Raw genomic sequence first — 19969 nt, 5'->3', positions numbered from 1 at the left:
CTCTCCTTTTCAGTTATCTAAAAACGACTAATGTATAAACTTGACGGATAAATGTACAATAAGTTGTAATGCGTAGACCACCAAACCAATTGAATGTATCTAATACGATAACTAAGCACTAAATTTCTCTTCTCCCAAGTTTAAAAATATTTCTTCTAAAGAGGGTTCTTCTACCTCTAATCTGTATACATTAATATTTTCGCCTACTAAATATTTATTAATTTTAGGTATAACACTTTCATCCTCAACGTAAAATTCTGAACAATCAGCAGCAACCTTGATGTTTTTTACTAATAAACTGATTTCGCTTCGCAATTTATTTTGTTTAGTTTCTGAAATTGAATCGTGTTTAATATAAACAGAGATATTATCTTGATATTGTTTCCTTAATTGTTGCATACTTCCTTTAGTCTGGATAATTCCTTTGTTCATAATGGCAATATCATCACATAATTTTTCAACTTCATCTAAGTTGTGAGATGTCAAAAATATGGTTGTACCCTGGGCGGAAACTTCTTTAATCAGAGAATGGATATTTAAAATTGAATTAGCATCGACACCGGACGTTGGTTCATCTAAAAATAAGAGATCTGGTTTATTTATTAAAGCTTGTGCAAGTCCCAGTTTCTTTTTCATTCCAAACGAGAAACTTTTTGTTTTTAGATTAATTGCATCTCCCAATTCTACCTGTCTCAAAACATCTTTTAGCTCGTTTGTAGTTAAAGATAGACGTAAAATTTTACTATAGTATTTAAGGTGTTCTAAAGCTGTGTAATTCTCATAGAAAGTAGAATAATCCGGTAACACACCAATACGATGACGTACCTTTTGGAAAGAACCCCCTTCTTCTCCTAAAATTTCAAAGGAACCGGATGTTGGCATGGTTAATCCTGTAATCATATTAATAAAAGTAGATTTACCAGCTCCATTCTTTCCTAAAAAGCCAAAAATACTGCCTTTTTCTATTTCTAGATTTACACTATTAACAACTGTCTTATTTCCGTACCTTTTAGTCAAATTCCTAGTGCTGAGTGCTATCATTATAAATCTCTCCTTTTGAATACAATTAAACTTAACATCAAATATGTAAAAGTAAAAATTAAAACAAAATAAGTGTAGAACGTATTTTCATGCGTATAGTAGAAATAGGGAGTGAGATAAGAAATAAACTTAATTAATAGGTTTTCTGAAAATATTCCCCAGATACCTAAGATTGGTAAAATGATAGAAATAGTGATCCCTAAAAACATAGTCAAGGAAGGGTTTCTGATTATTGTTGACAGAAATATTGTTAAACCAATGAAATAAGACACGTAAATGATGCTTTGAAGGAACTCTGAAAAATAAAATGCCTTAGAAAAAGGAATAATCAACAATAAAGCAATCATTAAACAAAGAAACCAAAACAAAACATTCCCTAAGAATTTCCCCAAAATTATATTATGCCTGGAAGTTTTAGTTGCTAAAAATCTGATTGTTTTAGAATCAATTTCCTTATTGACGATGCTGTTGGAAATGCTGGTAACGAAAAGGGGAGATGCCATAAAAAGTAGTATCATTAATCCACCAACATATGCATTATCTCCCAATCCTAAATCCATCAACTGCGCCTTAAATTGACTTATAAGCTTAGCAGATCCGGTTGTAATTCCAAAAATAAAAATAATAATGATGATTGATCTCGTACTTTTAAATAGTGATTTAAATTCTCTCATTGTTATTGCAAACATATAATTTCCTCTCCTTTCTACAAATGCGTATCGTTATGCCGATATCCCCATTTTTCGATTCCGTGCAATTGTTTTTATACCTGCAATCAGATATCCGCAACATGCCGGAATTCCTATAAATAATGTAAGTATTGCACCAAGTGTTGCCGTAGTTATTAAAAGTTTGCCTGCAACATTAGGTTTCTCATTTTTTTTAAGTAAGACGATTGAAATAATCCCTGAGATAACACATATAAGGGAAATGACTCCGATATATAATAGCCCATTCTCCAAAAATTTAATTATCTGCTCGACGGATACTTCTATTATATTTTCATCAGATAGAAATTGCTGTGCCAATTCTTTAGCTTCTGAATTGTTTTGAATACTGTTAGATAAAATCAGACTCCCCACAAATAAAATGCTAAACAAAATAATTCCTATTACAGAAAACAAAATTTCACTAGTGCGTTTCATTTTTCTCGCCTCCGGGTTTCATTTTTTAATATCTTAATTGCACTTTAACATAAAATTGAACAATGAATCAACTATAATTTTAATTTAATTTAAAAATAAATAAATAAAGTTTAATTTCTTAATAAAAACCACTTTTATTTTGTTAAAAAACATGCTATATTAAAAATGTGAGGGTGGTAATACTAATGAACAATAATGAAATACCATTTTGGGTATCATTCTTGGATGATGAGGATTTAGAGTTTGTTTTGAGGATACTAAGAATATAATTGAAAATATAAAGCTGAGGAGAATGTAAATGGCTAAACACCGTATATATACGATGAGCTTTTCAAGTGTATATCCCCACTATATAACGAAAGCAGAGAAAAAAGATCGCACAAAGGAAGAGGTCGATGAAATCATTCGCTGGCTGACAGGCTATAGCCAAGACGAACTGGAAGCACATCTCGAAAAACAGACGGACTTTGAAACATTCTTTGCGGAAGCCCCAAAGTTGAATCCTTCGCGCTCTTTGATTAAAGGTGTCATTTGCGGAGTTCGAGTAGAAGAGATAGAGGAATCATTGATGCAGGAAATTCGCTATATGGATAAACTGATTGATGAGTTGGCGAAAGGGAAAAAGATGGAGAAGATTTTACGGACACCAGCCCCGCTCTAATTGTTTTTAAATATAACCCATGCTCCTTCTATAAAAAAGGGAGCATGGGTTTATTATAATGATTAAGTCTTGCGCACCAATCTCATCCTGAACGACTCTGGACAGCCGGTTCTCACTATTCTGTTCAAAGAGAATATATTCAAATCAAATTCTTCCGCTGTCTCCATTATTGCTACCAAATCTTTTTGAGAAGGTTCTTCACTGGAGGATCATTACGATTCTTGGTGTGAAAAAGTTTATGTATGTGCTCTTGTGATGGTAGGATATCGCTTCTTTTTTCTCCTTCCTTTATTTAAATGTTTAAAGTTATTTAACTCAACTTTCGCATTGATAAACTCGCGAAAAGGAGCAGGGTAAGTATTTTTCAGATGTTGATAAGATCTTTCAGCCTAAAAAACTTAAATCTGACTCGAACGGGTAAATAGCGTACCTTTAATCCCACGAACGAACTGGGTTCTTCTTCATTCGTTTGATTAGCCAGCTTCTAAACCCACCAACGATCTGGAATCAGCTTCATTCGTTTAATTAGACAGCCTTTAATCCCACGAACAATCTGGAATTCTCTTCATATGTTTGATTAAAAGGCCTCTAATCCTGCGAACAAATAGAAATCAACTCCCTTCGTTCGATTAGAACTCCTCCATCACCTTCACTAATTATACCGGAGGGTGGCTTACTGTTTCAGACTGGGAAAGTTGTATGAATTAAAAAAGGTACTGCATATCCGAAGATGCAGTACCCATATTTCATGTAAGTGTTTTAAGCCTTGTTCACCAATTGATTAATAAATTCAACAACTTCATCCGTCGTACCCATCGTCAACAATTCTTCCTTATGGGAAGCAATTTGTTCTTTTGAGAGTTTGCTTAATTGTGTCCGGGCAGGGAGGATGGATGTTGCACTCATGCTGAATTCATCTAGTCCAAGTCCTAACAGAATCGGAACGGCAATCGGATCTCCAGCCATTTCACCGCACATGCCGGCCCATTTACCTTCTTTGTGAGCTGCTTCAATCACATTATTGACTAAGTTCAAGATTGCCGGATGGTACGGTTGATAGAGATAAGAAACTTGTTCATTCATCCGGTCAGCAGCCATTGTATATTGGATAAGGTCATTTGTTCCAATACTGAAGAAGTCGACTTCTTTGGCAAATTGTGCAGCAGTTACAGCCGTAGATGGAATTTCAACCATAATTCCGACTTCGATATTCTCGGCAACTTTAATGCCTTCAGCTGCTAACTTTTCCTTCTCATCAAGTAGGATTCCTTTTGCCCGACGGAATTCTTCCAGTGTTGCAATCATCGGGAACATGATTTTTAAGTTCCCAAAGGCACTTGCCCGCAGGAGGGCACGTAACTGCGGGCGGAAAACATTTTCATTTTCCAGGCAGAAACGAATTGCACGGAAGCCTAGGAATGGGTTTAATTCTTTCGGCAGATCCATGTAGTTCAGCTCTTTATCGCCCCCGATATCTAGCGTACGGACGACAACTGGTTTGTCACCCATCTGTTCAAGCACGGATTTATATGCTTCGAATTGTTCCTCTTCAGATGGCAGTTCACTTTTACCCATGTATAGGAATTCAGTCCGGTAAAGGCCGACACCTTCTGCTCCGTTATGAAGTGCACCTGCTACGTCATCTGGAGTACCAATATTCGCTGCAAGCTCGACTTGGACGCCGTCTTTTGTAATCGTAGGCTCGTCTTTTAATTTAGCCCACTCTTCTCGTTGTTTCGCGTAAGCCTCTTGCTTTTCTCTATATGTTGCCAGTTCCTCATCGGTTGGATGGACGATGACATTACCTTCTAGTCCATCAATAATGATGAGGTCATTTTGTGAAACGGATTCGGTGATATTTTTCGTTCCGACAACGGCAGGTATTTCGAGTGATCTCGCCATAATGGCAGAATGGGAAGTCCGGCCACCTATGTCTGTTGCGAATCCTTGAACAAACTCGCGATTCAATTGCGCCGTGTCGGACGGTGTTAAGTCCTCTGCGATAATGACGACCTCTTCGTCAATCAATGCAGGGTTCGGGAAGGTGACACCAAGTATATGTGCCATGACCCGTTTCGTAACATCCTTAATATCTGCGGCACGTTCTCGCATATACTCATTGTCCATGTTTTCGAACATATCGATGAACATCGTGGATACTTCTTCAACAGCAGTTGCTGCAATAACCTTATCCGTTTCGATTTTTTCTTTCATCGGATTAATTAATTCCGGGTCATTTAAAATTAAGAGATGAGCAGAGAAAATCGCAGCATGATCCTCGCCAAGCTTATTTTCCGTATGCTCTTTGATTTTCTCAAGTTCCGTTCTCGAAATTTCCAATGCTTGTTCTAGTCGACTAATCTCTTCTTCCGTATTTTCGGTCGTTACTTTTTCAAAGGATAAGTCTGGTGTTACGAGTTGATATGCTTTAGCAATCGCTATACCAGGTGATGCTGCAATTCCATTTAATTGTATGTTCATTTTACCAACCCCTGAATAAATTATCGTAATTTCTTATATTTAGTCTCCTTTTTCATTATACGCGTTTAAAATAACTTTAAGCAAGGGATGTCCCGCTTCCAATCCGGAAACTTCTTTTAGTGCTTCTTGGACACCCTGATCTGCAATCATCTTTTGTAACTTTACTGCTTCATTATCTTGTTCATTGGTAAATTTGAGAGCTGCTGCGATTGTTTTTGCGAGATAGGTTGGTTCTTTCCCAGTTACGTCCATATACATGGATGCCGGGCGAATAAGTCGTTCTCTCGCGCCTAGCTTACGGATTGGACCTCTTGCTACTCTTGTGATTTCATCTGAAATATATGGATTCATAAAGCGGCCGATAATTTTTTCAGTATAAGCTTGATGTTCTTCCCGGTTAAAGTCGTATGTTCGAATTAATGCTTCGCCTGACTCATGCAATGCGCCTTTAATGATTTCTTGTACCTTTTCGTCATTAATTGCTTCTGTAATGGTTTGATATCCCATTTGATGACCGACATAAGCGACGGCTGCGTGACCAGAATTTACCGTGAATAGCTTACGTTCGATATAAGGGGTGAGATCATCCACGAAAGTGATCCCATTAACATCTGGCTTGGTACCTTTGATTGCAGGTTCTTCAACAACCCATTCATAGTAAGGTTCTACAGAAACTTGGAGTAAATTGTCATGTTTCTGGTTCGGTACAATTCGGTCCACCGCTGCGTCTGGGAAGCCGAACAAGTTATCAATTGTTGTCTTTTCTTCTTGTGTCAGGTGGTTGTAAACTTTCTCCTTTAAAAAGGAAGTGCCACCGACCATGTTTTCACAGGCGATAATATTCAGCGGTTGATTAGTTGTTTTAGCTCGCTCTTTTAAACCCTTAGCGATGAGCTCAGCAATGATCGGCAATACATTTGGCCCGACAGCAGTTGTAATCATATCCGCATGGACAATCGCCTGGATGACTTTACCCGGGTCTTGGATACTGTTAATTCCGGAAATATTTTTAACGGTTAAGGATTCGCTTTCCTCTGCTGCTAGTACGACGGTGTATTGTTTTTTCTCATTGATTTCTTTAATCACTGCTTCATTCACATCAACAAATGTTGTATGATATCCCGCTTGATGGAGTAATAAACCAATAAAACCACGTCCAATATTGCCTGCACCAAAATGTACTGCTTCCATTTAGTTCACCTCATCAAAGATACGAATGATTTCTTCTTCTGACGCTGCGTTAAGAATCGATTGGATATTGTCTTCGTCGGAAAGCACAATTGCGATATTGGAGAGAATGTCTAAGTGCTCGTCTCCTTTACCAGCAATACCGATTAAGATTTTCACCGTGTTGCCATCTCCATACTCTACACCTTCCGGGATGGTAACGACAGATAAGCCCGATTCTTTCACTAATGACTTCGCATCTTCTGTACCATGTGGAATAGCGACGAAGTTCCCCATAAAGGTCGATGTTAATTCTTCCCGTTCAAACATTTTATCAATATAGGAAGGTTCGACATAGCCGTTATCTACTAAAATTTGACCTGTGTAGCGAATCGCTTCTTCCTGATTGTTTAATGAAACATTCAACTTAATATTTTCTTTTGCTAATACTTCTTTTGCCATGGTAAACACCACTCCTTACATAGAGATTGTTCAAAAAGCTCGGTAAAAACTATAGTAACCTTTTATCCTTTAAAAACATTTGAAAACGCTCGGCTAAATAGAACTTAATTGCCGTTTCATCAGCAGATTCAAATAAACGAACTGCTTCGTCTTCCTGGATGAGCAAGCTGCTTAAATAACTTAGTGTTTCTAAACGTTCTTGCTGAATATCTTTGGGAGCAAGCATGACTAGGATATGTTTCACTTCCATCTCTTTTCCGTCCATTCCCCTCATTAGTCGCGGATTTTCTAACACATAAATTGAAAAATGGATGGAAGGCACGTCTCTAGAGCGTGTATGGAAAAGTGCCAAGCTCGTATCTGGTATCCCGAGCCCGCCAACTTGCTCCCTTTCCATTAGTTTGGTAAGAATTGTTTCGCTATTCTTTATTCTTTTCCGCTTTTCCAGATCGATACAAATCGCTCGTAATGTTGATCCTGAGTGATTCCGTTCATCGACATAGAAGGAATGGAGCAGGTCAAGAATTGTTTCGGTATAAAGCTTGATTGCCTCTAACTGCAAAACCGAATTCGGATTACTTTTTTGCTTTTCATTATTTACAACGAGTCTCTGCTGGCGAATTGCCTTTTTAATCTGCTGGACTTCCGATTGATTTAACATTGGAGAAACGAGGATATAATCGGTTTCCTCCAACTCTTTTAAGGGGAGCGTTGAAATGATTAAATCGTATTGATCCAAGTCTTCCTCGTCTACATCGAACATCGATTTGTTTTCTATTTGCTTAATTTCCGGCACTTGTTTCATTAATTGAGTTGCTAAGATTTTCGCCGTGCCAATCCCACTGGAGCAAATAACAAGGGCCTTTTGCCTTTCATCTTTTAGTAATGCAGCGGCAAAATGGAGGACGATAAATCCAATTTCGTCATCCGGGAAATCTAAATCGGGAAAGATGACGCTCGTCGCTTCTCCAATTAAATGAAACAAATCATCGTAGTCATGTTTAATCTGCTCGATCATTGGATTCATAATCTTCATCCGCTTATTAATCCGGTAAATGGCCGGTTTCAAATGGGTGACTAAATCATTTAGTAATTGGTTGTTTCCCATCATATCCACATGAATCTGTTTACTTACATAAGCAATTAACTGCTTAACCTGATAGGCAAATCCTGTGTTCTCTACTTCTAATAAAACATGTTGGTCTGAGCGAAGTTTCGCTCCCATTAAATGCATGGTAATATAACCGATCTCATCGTTGGGGATGCTGATCTCCAAGCTTGTTTCCAATTCGCTGATGATTTTTTCCGCTATCTTGTATTCTTTTGTACCCTGTAACTGTTCGAAATATGCCTGGTCAAATTGAATCGTATCCCCTTTTTGCAGTCGTTCGATTGCGAGTGCAAGGTGAACAACTAAACCGACGCGTGCACTATCGGCTAATTCATAGGGGAGCTTTGTACTTGCTTGTTCCACGATTTTTTCAATCACTCGTAATTTATCTGGATCGACGAGTCCCAATAAGCGGTTGGAAATGGTTGGCGTCTGTTTGTTTTGGATGTTTTCCTTTAGTAGGGAAATGAAGGAGAAAGGGTCCACATATTTGGCAATTAAATGCGTAATTGCGGACCGCTTATTCGCTTCATCTCCTTCGATTTGCACGCCATATCCTCTGCGACGGGTAAGTGTTAAGTGAAAGTTCTCTAATTCCGCTTCCAATTGATCCAAGTCGTTACTGATTGTCGCAATGGTTACATCCAATTCGTGAGCAAGAGTGAATAATTTCACTGGCTCATTCGCTTCAAGCAACATGGATAGAATCATTGCTTGTCTTTCTTCTTGAGTATAGTCATTCGGACTAATACTTGTAAGCAGCCGTTCTAATAATTGTTTATCTGCTTGTTCACCAACGATTTGAAGCCCGACACCAGCCTTTTTATCAAGCTCCATCCGGTGGTTTAAAAGGATTTTTTCAACACCTTTTAAATCCCGGTGAATCGTCCGCGGGCTAACATCAAGGGCTTCAGCAAGATCTCCTACTGTCACTTGTACTTGTTTTTGGAGTAAGAAAAGAATGATTTTTCTTTCCCGCGCTGTAATACTCAAGGCGAATTCTCCCCCATTAATTATCTTTCAGGCGCTCTACCAGCTCGTCATATTTCGGGCTGCTCAAGAAATTATCTACGGAAATATGTTCAGCCGTTGGAAGCTTATTCTTCGCACGATCCGTCAAATCCTTATGGGTGATGACAATATCTGCATCATCCGGGATGTCATTAATTGCTTTATTCGTTACGATAATATCGATATCTGCCTTCTTGAATTTATTTTTTAGAAGGGATGCACCCATTGCGCTTGAGCCCATACCAGCATCACAGGCGAAAATAATTTTATCGATTTGTTCTGGTTTTTTCTTTTGGATGGTGACTGTTTTTATAATGTCTTCATTTTCTTCTTCATCTTGGTTCAAAGCACCTGTAACAGAGCTCTTCTTCCCTTTCATTTCTTCCATTTTACCTGCAGCTTCTGCCAAGCTGTCCGTTTCTGTCTTGCTTGATTTTAAAATGATAGCAGCAATAACAAAGGTAACAGCAGCTGCCACTAGAACACCTAAGATTACACCAAGATAACTGTCTTGTGCCGTCATCGCAAGGACCGCGAAAATACTACCAGGTGATGAAGGGGCAACTAATCCTGCACTAAACAGCTGGAACATGAACACACCGCTCACACCACCAGCGATTACTGCAAGAATTAGAATAGGTTTCATCAATACGTAAGGGAAATAAATTTCATGTATCCCACCGAAGAACTGAATGATTGCTGCTCCTGGTGCAGAACTCTTGGAAGCACCTTTACCAAAAATCATGAATGCGAGCAGTATCCCGATACCCGGACCAGGATTTGCCTCCAGTAAGAATAGTATTGATTTCCCAACTTCACTCGCCTGATCCGCACCAATAGGACTTAATATCCCGTGGTTAATTGCATTATTCAAGAATAAAATTTTCGCAGGTTCAATAATGATGTTGGCAAGTGGTAATAACCCTGCATTAATAATCACTCCGACCCCTGCTGCAAGCATTGTGTTCAATCCTTCAACTACTGGTCCAATTGCATAGACAGCAACAATCGCAAGTAGTGCTGCCAAAATACCAGCAGAGAAGTTATTGTAAAGCATCTCAAACCCTTGACGAATCTTCGCCTGGAAGAGATCATCTATTTTCTTCATTAAATAGCCGGCAAGTGGTCCCATAACCATAGCACCGAGGAACATTGGAATATCCGCTCCGACGATAACTCCCATCGTAGCCGTAGCACCAACAATTCCACCACGTATGTCATAGACCATCCGACCGCCTGTAAACCCTATCAATAATGGCAATAAGTAGCGCAGCATCGGGTCAACCATTGTTGCCAATTGTGCATTTGGCAACCAACCATCTTCAATAAATAAAGCCGTTATAATCCCCCAAGCAATAAATGCACCGATGTTCGGCATGATCATTCCGCTTAAATAACTACCGAACTGTTGCGCTTTTGCTCGAATGCCCTTCTGTTCAGCCATTTTTCACACTCCCTTTAAAGTAATATCTTATACTTTTATTCTAAAGTAATTTGTTCGCACTACTCAATGGAATCTAAACATAACTTTGGCAAGGGACTTGTTGCCATCATTTGAATTGGTTGTCTCTGTTGTTACTATGCCCATTTTGAGTGATAAGATAAGCTTGAGAATACAAAATAAGCACCTATGGCTTACTAAGCCAAGGTGCTTATTCTCCTTCTTATAATTGATTCATCATTGAATAAGCTGCTTCGTCCGCAATAATCGTTACGTTTGGATGTTTTTTCAAGACGGACGCTGGGACTTCTTCTGTTACGTCACAAGTGAGTAAGGTTGCCAAGGCTTCTGCTTTATTTTCACCAGAAATAAGCAGAAGTATTTCTTTACTTTCCATGATCGTTTCAATTCCCATGGAGATTGCCTGAGTGGGCACTTCGTCAATAGAGTGAAAGAAGCGTGAATTTGCCTCAATGGTCGATGCTTCCAAATTAGCAACTTGGGTTCTGCAAGTAAATGGTGTACCAGGTTCATTGAAGCCGATATGGCCGTTTGCACCAATTCCTAGTACTTGAATATCGATTCCCCCTGCAGCCTGGATGGCTTCTTCATATTCTTCGCATTCTTGCTGTAAATCTGGAGCAACTCCATTGGGAATCCGGACATTATCTAATGAGATATTAATATGATCGAATAATTTATCTTTCATAAAATAATAATAGCTGTTTGGATCGTTTTTTTCGATGCCGACATATTCATCGAGGTTAAATGTCTTTACCTCCTGAAAGGAAACCTTGCCTTGGTTATATTTCTTAATTATTTGTTTGTAAAGCCCTTCAGGAGTCGAGCCGGTAGCTAATCCTAATACAGGATTTTCGAGTTCATTGATTCTTTCAACGAGGAAAGAACAAGCCCTCTCGCTCAATGCATCATAATCTTTTACTTGAATGATTTTCATCTTTTTACTCTCCTTGTAGGAAACGCGCATCTTAGATAGATGACGTTAAGATTGATATGGTCATGAAACAACCATATTGGTACATTAAGTTTAACACTTTTGAAATTGATAAAGTGTGTCAATTTCAGGAATTTGTGTAGATATTCACAATGAAGTTGATGTATGATAAAAGAAATGAGTTAGTAAGATTATGATACGGGAGGGGTTAACGATTAATATTTCAATTATTAAAGCAGCTCCAGAACATACGGAAGAGATAAGTAGAATCTGTTCCATTGGCTGGCGGCAAACGGTTCAAGGTATTTATGATGAGGAATACCAAGCTAAAAATGTAGAACATTGGTATAACCATGAACGGGTTCTTGAAGATATTGTTCAAGGTGCATACACGCACGTCGCATTGGTGGATGGAGAAGTTGCTGGGACAATCGGAGGGGTGATGACAGGTCCAAGTGTCAGTGAGATATTTGTTTTCTATGTAGATGAAAACTATAGATATCAAGGTATTGGTGCAAGGCTACTCGAGGCATTTACGATGGAACATGTAGAAAAAGGTGCAAGGGAACAGTATGTATCTGTTGAAGAGGGAAATGAACTTGGCATCCCTTTTTATAAGGCTCGTGGCTTTCGGCAGCTGGATCAGAAGGGGCGCTATTTACGACGAATTGGTTAAGGTCTGTCTTCCCAGGGTTCAAGTTGGCCAACCGTGAGCACTTGCCTTTTTCCTTTAATTGCTTCAATTACACCATTAGAAATTTCCTTGTTAGTTAACCATCTAGAGTGATTGCCCTCGATTACAAAGCCCAGTTGGACTTGATGATACAAACAATTGTTAGGTACAATCGTCTTTTGTTGGATTTCATCTAAGTCTGTACTGCTGCCTAGTATATGGAATAATTCCCACTCATTTTGACTTTTAGCGACTTCATTTATGATTATTGGCAGGGCATTTTCGGCAATGGAATGAATCCATGCTACTACGATATTGATGTTGCCATTTTTCTTAATTGTACCGTTAATTTTTTCTTGTAATTTCTCTTCATTTCTGTAATTAACGAAGAGTGGTGTTATCTTTTCACTTGAAACAGTCTTGCTCATTAGTTCTTCCATCCGTTCAGGCTTACGAGCAACGATGGACACGTGGTAACCTTGATCCACTAGCCAAAGTGATACGTCTGATAACATGCCTGTTCCACCGACTACTAGTGCGTGTTTCATTCCAATCTGCTCCTTCTAAGTTAATTTTTTTCAAATCAAGTTGTATCACCGCGATATTGGGGATCATTACCCGTTCAGACACATGAACGGGTAATGATAAGATTTTATATCTACCTTATTCCTCTCTCATATTGAAACGGTGGACTTACTTTCCGAGTTAGTTTTTTCTCTGCGTGTAATCCCCAATAAGGATCGTTAAGCATCCCTCTTGCTATAGATACGAGCTCTGCATCTCCATTAGTAACGGTCGCTTCAGCCAGTTCTGGATTGCTCAAATTACCTACTGCGATTACTGGAACGTCCAATTGTTTTTTGAATTCGCGTGCGAAAGGAACTTGATAGCCTGGGGTGTTTAATGGTTTACGTTTACCTGGAGGACCTTCTCCACCGCTAGAAACGTGAAAGACATCAACACCTGCTTCTTTAAATCGCTTGGCAATCGCGATGGAATGATCTAAGTCATATCCTCCATCGATATATTCTACAGCAGACATACGCATAAGAAGGGGCATATCTGCAGGTATTACGCTTTTTACTGCTTTAACGATTTCTTCCCCGAACAGAGCCAAATCTTTTCCATACTCATCTGTACGATTATTAATGCTCGGTGACATGAATTGATGAATAAGATAGCCATGAGCACCGTGTAACTCAATCGTATCAAATCCAGCTTTTACTGCTCGCACGGCAGCTTCCTTAAATTGCTGAACCGTTTCTTTTACTTCTTCGGTTGTTAAAGCTCGTGGGGCTTTTAGTCCACCATCCATAGTTTCTTCTGGCAATACTTCTACTGGAATATTGGAAGGCCCTACCGGTTGTTTTGCATCTTCCGCTTTTCTCCCAGCATGAGCAATTTGAATACCAACCTTGGCATCATGCTTTTTGATAGCTTGAACAAGGCGTTTGTAATGTGGAATATGTTCATCTGACCATAATCCAAGGTCGTTATCTGTGATCCGACCCTCGGGAGTGACACTCGTCATTTCCATTATGATGAGAGCAGTTCCTCCAACTGCTCGTGAGACGTAGTGGACAAAATGCCAATCATTTGGGATCCCATCCTCTTTTGTAACGGAATATTGACACATTGGTGCCATTACAATCCGATTTTTTAATGTTAAATTCTTAACCGTGTAAGGGCTGAATAGTTGACTCATCATGTAAAACTCCTTTCATTTGTTTGCGCATGCATATAATATAACGTACAATATATGCAGGTGCAATAAATATGTTTAGAGGAGATTATTCTTATGGATCATAATGAACTGTTTCATGCTTGGATCAAACTGACAAAATATCATGACCGCATATTAAAAGCAATTGATTATACACTTCATGATCAGTATCAAATAGGAATAAAAGAGTTTTATCTGATGTATTATTTACAGCAATCTGAACAGAAAAAGATGAGATTATCGGATTTAGTTCCGAAAGTGGGTCTCAGTCATAGCGCGTTATCACGGTTAGTTACAAGACTGGAGAAATATCGGGATGGTGCCTTGGTGGAGCGGCAAGCGGACAAGGAAGATAAACGATCGGTTGCTATTGTGCTTCTAGAAAAGGGAGAAGAACTTGTTTCTGAAATGCAAATGCTGATTAATGAGAGCTTGCAATCGAGAATGGTAGAGAAGGATATAATAAATATTAAGCGGCTTGTTGAGTGAAAAGTGATGTGGTTTCGAAATTATCAAATATAGACTAATCAGGTCTCATAGGATTCCGGCTTTCTTTATCAAAGAATTTAAGTGAAATATATTGATAATGATAATTATTCTCGTTATAGGAGCAATTAAAAATTAAGAATCCTCCATGTAGACAAAGGTGGAGAACAAGCTAAATTTGTCGTTGAATATTTGAAATCAAGGGAATAATTGCAGCAAGGGGACAGGAAGGTGAATACCTAGCAATAGATAGAGTAAAAAATGGAAAGGGCCTGCTATGCTTTGCTGCAACTTCCCCCTTGAAAAGTTAGTAATCAATTCTTTTAAATTTCCATTGTCCTATTAGACTTGAAACAATGATCCATAATAATAGTATTAATATTGCTTGGGAAAGTGACCCATCAGCAGAATAAACATCGATGAGTGTGGATAATGCATCCTCGGGAAAAAGCGGTAATAATATATTAGAAATATCGGCGGGAAACATTTTAATGAGCGCTGGAAGGAACATCACGCTTAGTGCAAAAGCTGCCCCCCCAAATGCGGATTGTAGATAAAAAGTACCTGACGCGCTTAATAGGCTGTAGAATAATACCATCACGACAGAACCAACAATCCTAGTAAAAATATTTATAACGAATATTGATAAGCCTCCCATATCATTCATTGATAATACCAGCTGATCAATGGCCAAGAAAAGTAGTATTAATATAATGCTAGTAAGAATGGCGAGAATGGATATAAATGAAACTTTAGAAAGAAAATAATTTCGCCGAACGGGAGTAATTGCAAGGTTTGTATGAACTGCTCCTGAAGTTAAATCTTTTTTGATATAGTTAGCAGTAAATATAACGAGCATTATTGCTGCAGCGTCCATACCAAGTAATGTTATATCAATAACTTCCATACTAGATAGCTCTATTAATACTCTCCCTTGTGTAACATTCGTGGTGAATAAAAAAATCATTCCCAGTAAGGTACTCAAACAAATGGTTGAAAGCAGAAAGTATCGATTGCTTGGAAGGAAGAATGTTTTTTTGAAATCTGCCTTAATTAAGTTTTTCATTTGGTCTCAACTCCTTTTGCAACATATTCTACTTTCCCATCGGTTATTTCGGTAAATAGGTCTTCTAAAGAAGGATTTACTTTTGTTAGTTGAAATAGGATAATGTGATGATCATGAGCTAGCCTTCCGATTTCACTTGCCTCTAAGTTTCGTACTTCGAGACCTGGGTTATGAGGTTTGATTAAAGCATGTTTTTCCTGTAGTACGCTTTTTAATTTAACAATATCATTTGCTTCAACATAAACATAGGAACTTAAACTTTTTTCATTCATTTCCCTTATTGTCATGTCTGCTAGCAACTTTCCCTGTCCGATAATGATAACCCGGTCAGCAACTGCTTGTATTTCACTCATTAAATGGCTGGAAACAATAACGGCTTTACCTTGGTCAGCAAGTTGTCTGAAAAGCTTACGCAGCCATTTAATACCGTCTATATCTAGGCCGTTAAAGGGCTCATCTAATATAATTGTGTCGGGATTGCCAATCAATGCAGTTGCAACACCCAAGCGCTGTTTCATCCCTAACGAATAAGATTTCACTTTTTTATTTTTTACACTTTCCAATCCAGTTACTTCCAGCATTTCTTCTATTCTACTTTTTTCAATACCTGCCGCTGTTGCAATAATCGACAGATGTTGTTCTGCAGTAAAGTTTTTATCTAATGCGGATGGGTCAATTAATGTTCCGATTCTTTTCACTGGTTCTGAAAAATCACTGTATTTTTTTCCGTCAATTATTACTTTTCCATGTGTAGGTTGAACGAGGGAAATGATCATTTTCATCGTTGTTGATTTACCAGATCCATTAGGTCCAAGGAAGCCTGTAACTGCTCCTGGCTGAAGAGTTAAATTTAAATGATCAACCGCTGTTTTGTCACCGAACTTTTTTGTCAGATTGTCTGTTTTAATCATTTATTTCATCCTTCCTCTCAAGATAATAGCGATGTGCTGCTTCAATGAAACCTTTGGAAAAATTGTATAAAATTAAATCTTCCTCTGGCCATTGGTCGCTTAGCTCAGAGCCTCTTTCATATTCCGCCAGTATGTCAGGGTCATCCGTAGCGTTTTTGATGAATATATCCCATTTTTCTCCCAATTGGTATCCCGCTTCACTTTCATATTGGTCACTGTTTAGCTTTAACGCAGCGGCTTCCAAAATAAGCTGTTTCCACTGCCAGTAGAAATCTATAATCTCTCTATAGTCAATATCTCTGCTTTGAAATACCTTTTTAGTTTGTTCATCGTATTCAACATTTGCATAATCCAATACAGTTTGTTTATTTAAGCCGCATATCAGCTTCATTATCGGCTCTATATCCTTATTGGGATTCATCTCAATGGAATTTTTGACAACCTCAATAATAATCATATTCATTTTAATTTCCATTTCTTGCTGGAATAGAATATCAACCTGTTTATTTAAAATCTTTTTCATATCAGAGAAATCATTGAAATTTGTTAAGTGATTTTTAATTTCTTTAAGTGGCATGCCAATTCGTTTATAGAATAAAATTTGTTGGAGCCTCATTAAATCATTTTTGTTATAGTATCTTAGTTTTTTATTCTTATCTCGCTGTGCAACAAGTAAATTGATCCTATCGTAGTATTGAATGGTTCTTACCGTTGCTCCAGATAACTTTGCTAATTCACCGACAGTATATCGTTTTTCTTTCATTCCATAACCCCCTGAATTAATTAAATCACATTACGTAACGTCATTAGCAATACTTTTAAAAAAAGTATTGCTAATGACGCTGTGTATTGTGATATAATTTGCACTTTCTCTATATAAATCCTCATCTTTTCCTCCATATAGGATAAAAATTGGTTGATTAAGGGGGGACTTGATTATAAATGCCAAAGGTAGATTACGCGTAAAATAATACATTTAATTCAAAACAAATTCCTTGCATCTCAATCAGTTGAGTAGTAAAGTGATAGCGACGAAAGGGAGTGAGGCAATTTGAAAAAGAATACGTTGGGTTCTTTAATCTGGTTACGGATTGCGCGATTTACTCATCAAAGTAACCTATTATCAAATGAATTTCTAAAACAATTCGATATTACAGCTGCTCAATTCGATGTGTTAAACCAGGTAGCCACTTACCAGCCGATCATGCAAAGTGATCTTGCCACAAAGGTAACGGTATCACCAGGTGGGATATCGCGCATGCTCACTCGCCTAGAGCAAGAGGGTTATATACAGCGCAAGCAAGATTGGAAGACGAAATGGATTTCCCTCACCTATAAAGGGGAAGAGAAGATGCAGCAAGTGTTTCACCATCAGCTTGATTTTCAAACATCGATGCTGAATGGTTGTTTGACAGAAGAAGAGCAGAAGACATTATATAAATTAATGACAAAACTACAGAAGCATACCGAAGCAAAATTAGAAGATGAAGCATAAACAATTTTTTTAGCTATCAGTTGACTAGTAAACTTAAAAACGGAGGAGATTGACATGTTTACCATACCAGGTCATCATCATATTTCGATGATTACAAAGAACGCCAGTCAAAATAATCACTTTTATAAACAAATATTAGGTTTACGCCGTGTGAAAGTAACGGTGAATCAAGATGATCCATCGATGTATCATTTATTTTATGGAGACAAGACAGGTAGTCCGGGTACGGAACTGACCTTTTTTGAGATTCCGATGTCAGGACATACGTACCGTGGAACAAACGCGATCACAAGAATCGGGTTATTAGTACCATCAGTGGAAAGCCTCCATTATTGGAAGGAACGCTTTGAAAAATATGACGTATATCATGATGAAATAGGGACATATGCGAACCGCCCGGCATTAAAATTTGAAGATCCAGATGGACTGCGTCTCGTGTTGCTTGCTTCGAGTGAAAGAATCGGCCACTGGGAAACATGGGAGAAATCAAATGTTCCGAAAGAGTATCAGATTCAAGGAATGGGTCCGATTGAAATGACTGTACGCCGACTTGAAAAGTTAGCAAATACACTTACAGATATGTTCGGTTATACAGAGGTAATCCGGAATGAAAGTGAAGCAATTTTTCAATCCGTTGAAGGAGAAGCTTTTGGAGAAATTGTTGTGAAATATATGGATGGACCTGCTGAAAGACCAGGTCGCGGCAGTATTCACCATTTGGCAATCCGTGTGCGAAATGACGAAGAACTAGAGTATTGGAGTGAACAGGTAAAACAAAGAGGTTTCCATTCGTCAGGTATTGTTGACCGGTTCTACTTCAAGAGCTTGTATTTCCGAGAGTCAAACGGCATTCTTTTTGAAATAGCAACGGATGAACCAGGATTTACGGTGGATAGTGATGTCGAAAGCTTAGGCGAGCAACTTGATTTACCACCGTTTCTTGAAGAACGTCGAGCGGAGATTGAAGCAAAACTAGCTCCAATTGAAGAAAAGGAGGAAAATAACATAATTGAAATCTTACCGAGAATTAATGAATTAGCTAAAAAGCAACGTGAAGCTGGGCTAACTCATGAGGAAAAAGCTGAACAGAAAGTGCTTCGGGAAAGTTATTTACGAGCAATCCGCGGGCAAGTACTTGATACATTTTCTGGGGTGAAAGTGATGGACCCGTTAGGTCAGGATGTAACACCTGAGAAGGTTCGCAATTTGAAAGAAACAAAAGGGTAACGGAACATTTCTTTAATAAAAAAAGACAAGTCTTTTTCCCTCTCTAAGGATAAAGGCCTGTCTTTTTTTGATTTTCTATTACGGCTTAGTTTTACAATGGAAAATAGTACGCTATTTTTGCCATCGAAAAAACCGCTAAAAACATTGATTTAACAACGTTTTTGGCAGTTTTTGGTGTCAAGCATGAGATGATAACTTACAAAGGAAGATTAAAAACCACGAGGCTAGCTTGATCGATAAGAGAAACTGCTTATAAATCGTGTATGCCACCGTTCATTAAGTATGCTCTCTTCCCAAGAAACTCGTGACTTAGTCATGAGAGGTTCAAATTCTTATGATCATTCCGGATAAAAAATAACGGTGTAAAATCTGACCAGCTCATCCGTGGCGTTTGTATAGACATGAACTGTATTTGCAGGAAACTTAATGGTTTCATGCGCCTTTAATTCAAATTCCTCATCATGAATCTCAATCGTAAGTGTCCCGCGTTGGATTAATATATACTCTTCACCAATATGCTTCTCTGCTTGGTGACTGAAACCAGGCTGCAATTCTACGGTGAAAATTTCAAATTTCTTCTCCGGATGAAATGGAAAGACGGAATAGACAAGATAATTACCTCCGTCATCGAGGACAGGACTGAGCTTCGACATGTCTATTTTTTCGATTTTAGGTTTCTCATTTTCCTTAAGAAAACTTGAAAAAGATACTTGTAGCCCGTTAGCGATTTTCCAAAGTGTAGTGACGGTCGGATTGGACTTGCCTCTTTCGATTTGAGCTAGCATTGCTTTACTGACACCAGTCAATTCGGCTAATTGGTCAAAGCTTAATCCCCTTGCTTTTCTTATTTCAGCAAGATTGTCTGCAATCACTTCTTGAATGAATTCCATACAAAATCTCCTTGACTCTTTGA

The 19969-nt window shown here is 38.3% G+C and carries 20 protein-coding genes and 1 pseudogene; 6 read left to right on the top strand and 15 right to left on the bottom strand.

Annotated elements, in window-relative coordinates:
* Positions 1-111: 111 nt before the first annotated feature.
* Genes WKU33_RS17770 through WKU33_RS17760 form a run of 3 tightly spaced genes read right to left on the bottom strand, consistent with a single transcriptional unit; the run spans position 112 to position 2186 of the window.
* The gene (locus WKU33_RS17770; protein WP_340455881.1) at positions 112-1041 is read right to left on the bottom strand and encodes an ABC transporter ATP-binding protein; all 930 of its coding nucleotides are present in this window, start codon (positions 1039-1041) and stop codon (positions 112-114) included.
* Positions 1041-1730 (bottom strand): ABC transporter permease, encoded by a 690-nt coding sequence (locus WKU33_RS17765; RefSeq protein WP_340455879.1) that lies wholly within the window; start codon positions 1728-1730, stop codon positions 1041-1043. Before WKU33_RS17765 ends, WKU33_RS17770 begins: the two co-directional genes overlap by 1 nt.
* Before the next feature lie 33 nt (positions 1731-1763).
* Complete coding sequence (locus WKU33_RS17760) at positions 1764-2186, bottom strand: DUF4064 domain-containing protein (protein ID WP_340455878.1); 423 nt, start codon at positions 2184-2186, stop codon at positions 1764-1766.
* Between the two features lie 298 nt (positions 2187-2484).
* On the opposite strand from WKU33_RS17760, the gene WKU33_RS17755 reads away from it, so the two are divergent.
* Positions 2485-2847 (top strand): DUF2200 domain-containing protein, encoded by a 363-nt coding sequence (locus tag WKU33_RS17755; RefSeq protein WP_340455877.1) that lies wholly within the window; start codon positions 2485-2487, stop codon positions 2845-2847.
* 759 nt (positions 2848-3606) lie between these two features.
* Here WKU33_RS17755 and ptsP read toward each other — a convergent pair.
* The 6 genes from ptsP to nagB all read right to left on the bottom strand — a co-directional run bounded on the left by ptsP (position 3607) and on the right by nagB (position 11478).
* A complete protein-coding gene (ptsP, locus tag WKU33_RS17750; RefSeq protein ID WP_340455876.1) occupies positions 3607-5328 on the bottom strand; it encodes a phosphoenolpyruvate--protein phosphotransferase in 1722 nt (573 codons plus the stop codon).
* A gap of 39 nt (positions 5329-5367) precedes the next feature.
* Positions 5368-6519, bottom strand: a complete 1152-nt coding sequence (locus tag WKU33_RS17745) for a mannitol-1-phosphate 5-dehydrogenase (protein WP_340455875.1) — start codon at positions 6517-6519, stop codon at positions 5368-5370.
* Positions 6520-6957 (bottom strand): PTS sugar transporter subunit IIA, encoded by a 438-nt coding sequence (locus tag WKU33_RS17740; protein ID WP_156855262.1) that lies wholly within the window; start codon positions 6955-6957, stop codon positions 6520-6522.
* A 49-nt stretch (positions 6958-7006) separates the two neighbouring features.
* Positions 7007-9061 carry a BglG family transcription antiterminator gene (locus WKU33_RS17735; RefSeq protein WP_340455874.1) on the bottom strand — a complete coding sequence of 685 codons (2055 nt, stop codon included), beginning with the start codon at positions 9059-9061 and terminating at the stop codon, positions 7007-7009.
* A gap of 16 nt (positions 9062-9077) precedes the next feature.
* Positions 9078-10523: a PTS mannitol transporter subunit IICB gene (locus tag WKU33_RS17730; RefSeq protein ID WP_340455873.1), complete on the bottom strand. Its 1446-nt coding sequence runs from the start codon at positions 10521-10523 to the stop codon at positions 9078-9080.
* Positions 10524-10743: 220 nt separating this feature from the next.
* A complete protein-coding gene (nagB, locus tag WKU33_RS17725; protein ID WP_340455871.1) occupies positions 10744-11478 on the bottom strand; it encodes a glucosamine-6-phosphate deaminase in 735 nt (244 codons plus the stop codon).
* 190 nt (positions 11479-11668) lie between these two features.
* Here nagB and WKU33_RS17720 point away from each other — a divergent pair, with 190 nt between their 5' ends.
* The gene (locus WKU33_RS17720) at positions 11669-12151 is read left to right on the top strand and encodes a GNAT family N-acetyltransferase (RefSeq protein WP_340455869.1); all 483 of its coding nucleotides are present in this window, start codon (positions 11669-11671) and stop codon (positions 12149-12151) included.
* On the opposite strand, the gene WKU33_RS17715 is transcribed toward WKU33_RS17720, so the two are convergent.
* Together WKU33_RS17715 and WKU33_RS17710 are read right to left on the bottom strand one after the other, a co-directional pair.
* Complete coding sequence (locus WKU33_RS17715) at positions 12148-12696, bottom strand: short-chain dehydrogenase (protein ID WP_340455867.1); 549 nt, start codon at positions 12694-12696, stop codon at positions 12148-12150. The genes WKU33_RS17720 and WKU33_RS17715 overlap by 4 nt on opposite strands.
* A gap of 110 nt (positions 12697-12806) precedes the next feature.
* Positions 12807-13853, bottom strand: coding sequence for an NADH:flavin oxidoreductase/NADH oxidase (locus WKU33_RS17710; RefSeq protein ID WP_340455865.1), 1047 nt, complete (start codon positions 13851-13853; stop codon positions 12807-12809).
* 93 nt (positions 13854-13946) lie between these two features.
* Here WKU33_RS17710 and WKU33_RS17705 point away from each other — a divergent pair, with 93 nt between their 5' ends.
* Complete coding sequence (locus WKU33_RS17705; protein WP_336252130.1) at positions 13947-14360, top strand: MarR family winged helix-turn-helix transcriptional regulator; 414 nt, start codon at positions 13947-13949, stop codon at positions 14358-14360.
* Positions 14361-14664: 304 nt separating this feature from the next.
* On the opposite strand, the gene WKU33_RS17700 is transcribed toward WKU33_RS17705, so the two are convergent.
* The 3 genes from WKU33_RS17700 to WKU33_RS17690 are packed head-to-tail and all read right to left on the bottom strand — an operon-like array spanning position 14665 to position 17097.
* Positions 14665-15423, bottom strand: a complete 759-nt coding sequence (locus WKU33_RS17700; RefSeq protein ID WP_156857441.1) for a hypothetical protein — start codon at positions 15421-15423, stop codon at positions 14665-14667.
* Positions 15420-16334 carry an ABC transporter ATP-binding protein gene (locus WKU33_RS17695; protein ID WP_156857440.1) on the bottom strand — a complete coding sequence of 305 codons (915 nt, stop codon included), beginning with the start codon at positions 16332-16334 and terminating at the stop codon, positions 15420-15422. Before WKU33_RS17695 ends, WKU33_RS17700 begins: the two co-directional genes overlap by 4 nt.
* Complete coding sequence (locus WKU33_RS17690) at positions 16327-17097, bottom strand: MerR family transcriptional regulator (protein WP_156857439.1); 771 nt, start codon at positions 17095-17097, stop codon at positions 16327-16329. The genes WKU33_RS17695 and WKU33_RS17690 overlap by 8 nt, the downstream gene beginning before the upstream one ends.
* A 288-nt stretch (positions 17098-17385) precedes the next feature.
* On the opposite strand from WKU33_RS17690, the gene WKU33_RS17685 reads away from it, so the two are divergent.
* The 3 genes and pseudogenes from WKU33_RS17685 to WKU33_RS17675 all read left to right on the top strand — a co-directional run bounded on the left by WKU33_RS17685 (position 17386) and on the right by WKU33_RS17675 (position 19056).
* Complete coding sequence (locus WKU33_RS17685) at positions 17386-17829, top strand: MarR family winged helix-turn-helix transcriptional regulator (RefSeq protein ID WP_156857438.1); 444 nt, start codon at positions 17386-17388, stop codon at positions 17827-17829.
* A 54-nt stretch (positions 17830-17883) separates the two neighbouring features.
* A pseudogene (locus WKU33_RS17680) lies at positions 17884-18822 on the top strand (ring-cleaving dioxygenase); the annotation flags it as partial.
* Positions 18811-19056, top strand: coding sequence for a DUF896 domain-containing protein (locus WKU33_RS17675; RefSeq protein ID WP_340455883.1), 246 nt, complete (start codon positions 18811-18813; stop codon positions 19054-19056). The pseudogene WKU33_RS17680 and the gene WKU33_RS17675, both read left to right, overlap by 12 nt.
* A 338-nt stretch (positions 19057-19394) precedes the next feature.
* On the opposite strand, the gene WKU33_RS17670 is transcribed toward WKU33_RS17675, so the two are convergent.
* Positions 19395-19946 (bottom strand): helix-turn-helix domain-containing protein, encoded by a 552-nt coding sequence (locus WKU33_RS17670; RefSeq protein WP_336252820.1) that lies wholly within the window; start codon positions 19944-19946, stop codon positions 19395-19397.
* Positions 19947-19969 lie beyond the last annotated feature (23 nt).

Origin of the sequence: Oceanobacillus sp. HCA-5259 (genome assembly GCF_037892815.1) — a bacterium.
In the GTDB taxonomy this organism is placed as follows: Bacteria; Bacillota; Bacilli; order Bacillales; family Amphibacillaceae; genus Oceanobacillus; species Oceanobacillus indicireducens.
This window is presented reverse-complemented; position numbering and strand designations above follow the sequence as displayed.

Bases quoted from the DNA above. Each gene is read 5' to 3' on its own strand.
- WKU33_RS17770 (WP_340455881.1), bottom strand. From the start codon at position 1,041: ATGATAGCACTCAGCACTAGGAATTTGACTAAAAGGTACGGAAATAAG.
- WKU33_RS17765 (WP_340455879.1), bottom strand. From the start codon at position 1,730: ATGTTTGCAATAACAATGAGAGAATTTAAATCACTATTTAAAAGTACG.
- WKU33_RS17760 (WP_340455878.1), bottom strand. From the start codon at position 2,186: ATGAAACGCACTAGTGAAATTTTGTTTTCTGTAATAGGAATTATTTTG.
- WKU33_RS17755 (WP_340455877.1), top strand. From the start codon at position 2,485: ATGGCTAAACACCGTATATATACGATGAGCTTTTCAAGTGTATATCCC.
- ptsP (WP_340455876.1), bottom strand. From the start codon at position 5,328: ATGAACATACAATTAAATGGAATTGCAGCATCACCTGGTATAGCGATT.
- WKU33_RS17745 (WP_340455875.1), bottom strand. From the start codon at position 6,519: ATGGAAGCAGTACATTTTGGTGCAGGCAATATTGGACGTGGTTTTATT.
- WKU33_RS17740 (WP_156855262.1), bottom strand. From the start codon at position 6,957: ATGGCAAAAGAAGTATTAGCAAAAGAAAATATTAAGTTGAATGTTTCA.
- WKU33_RS17730 (WP_340455873.1), bottom strand. From the start codon at position 10,523: ATGGCTGAACAGAAGGGCATTCGAGCAAAAGCGCAACAGTTCGGTAGT.
- nagB (WP_340455871.1), bottom strand. From the start codon at position 11,478: ATGAAAATCATTCAAGTAAAAGATTATGATGCATTGAGCGAGAGGGCT.
- WKU33_RS17720 (WP_340455869.1), top strand. From the start codon at position 11,669: ATGATACGGGAGGGGTTAACGATTAATATTTCAATTATTAAAGCAGCT.
- WKU33_RS17715 (WP_340455867.1), bottom strand. From the start codon at position 12,696: ATGAAACACGCACTAGTAGTCGGTGGAACAGGCATGTTATCAGACGTA.
- WKU33_RS17710 (WP_340455865.1), bottom strand. From the start codon at position 13,853: ATGAGTCAACTATTCAGCCCTTACACGGTTAAGAATTTAACATTAAAA.
- WKU33_RS17705 (WP_336252130.1), top strand. From the start codon at position 13,947: ATGGATCATAATGAACTGTTTCATGCTTGGATCAAACTGACAAAATAT.
- WKU33_RS17700 (WP_156857441.1), bottom strand. From the start codon at position 15,423: ATGAAAAACTTAATTAAGGCAGATTTCAAAAAAACATTCTTCCTTCCA.
- WKU33_RS17695 (WP_156857440.1), bottom strand. From the start codon at position 16,334: ATGATTAAAACAGACAATCTGACAAAAAAGTTCGGTGACAAAACAGCG.
- WKU33_RS17690 (WP_156857439.1), bottom strand. From the start codon at position 17,097: ATGAAAGAAAAACGATATACTGTCGGTGAATTAGCAAAGTTATCTGGA.
- WKU33_RS17670 (WP_336252820.1), bottom strand. From the start codon at position 19,946: ATGGAATTCATTCAAGAAGTGATTGCAGACAATCTTGCTGAAATAAGA.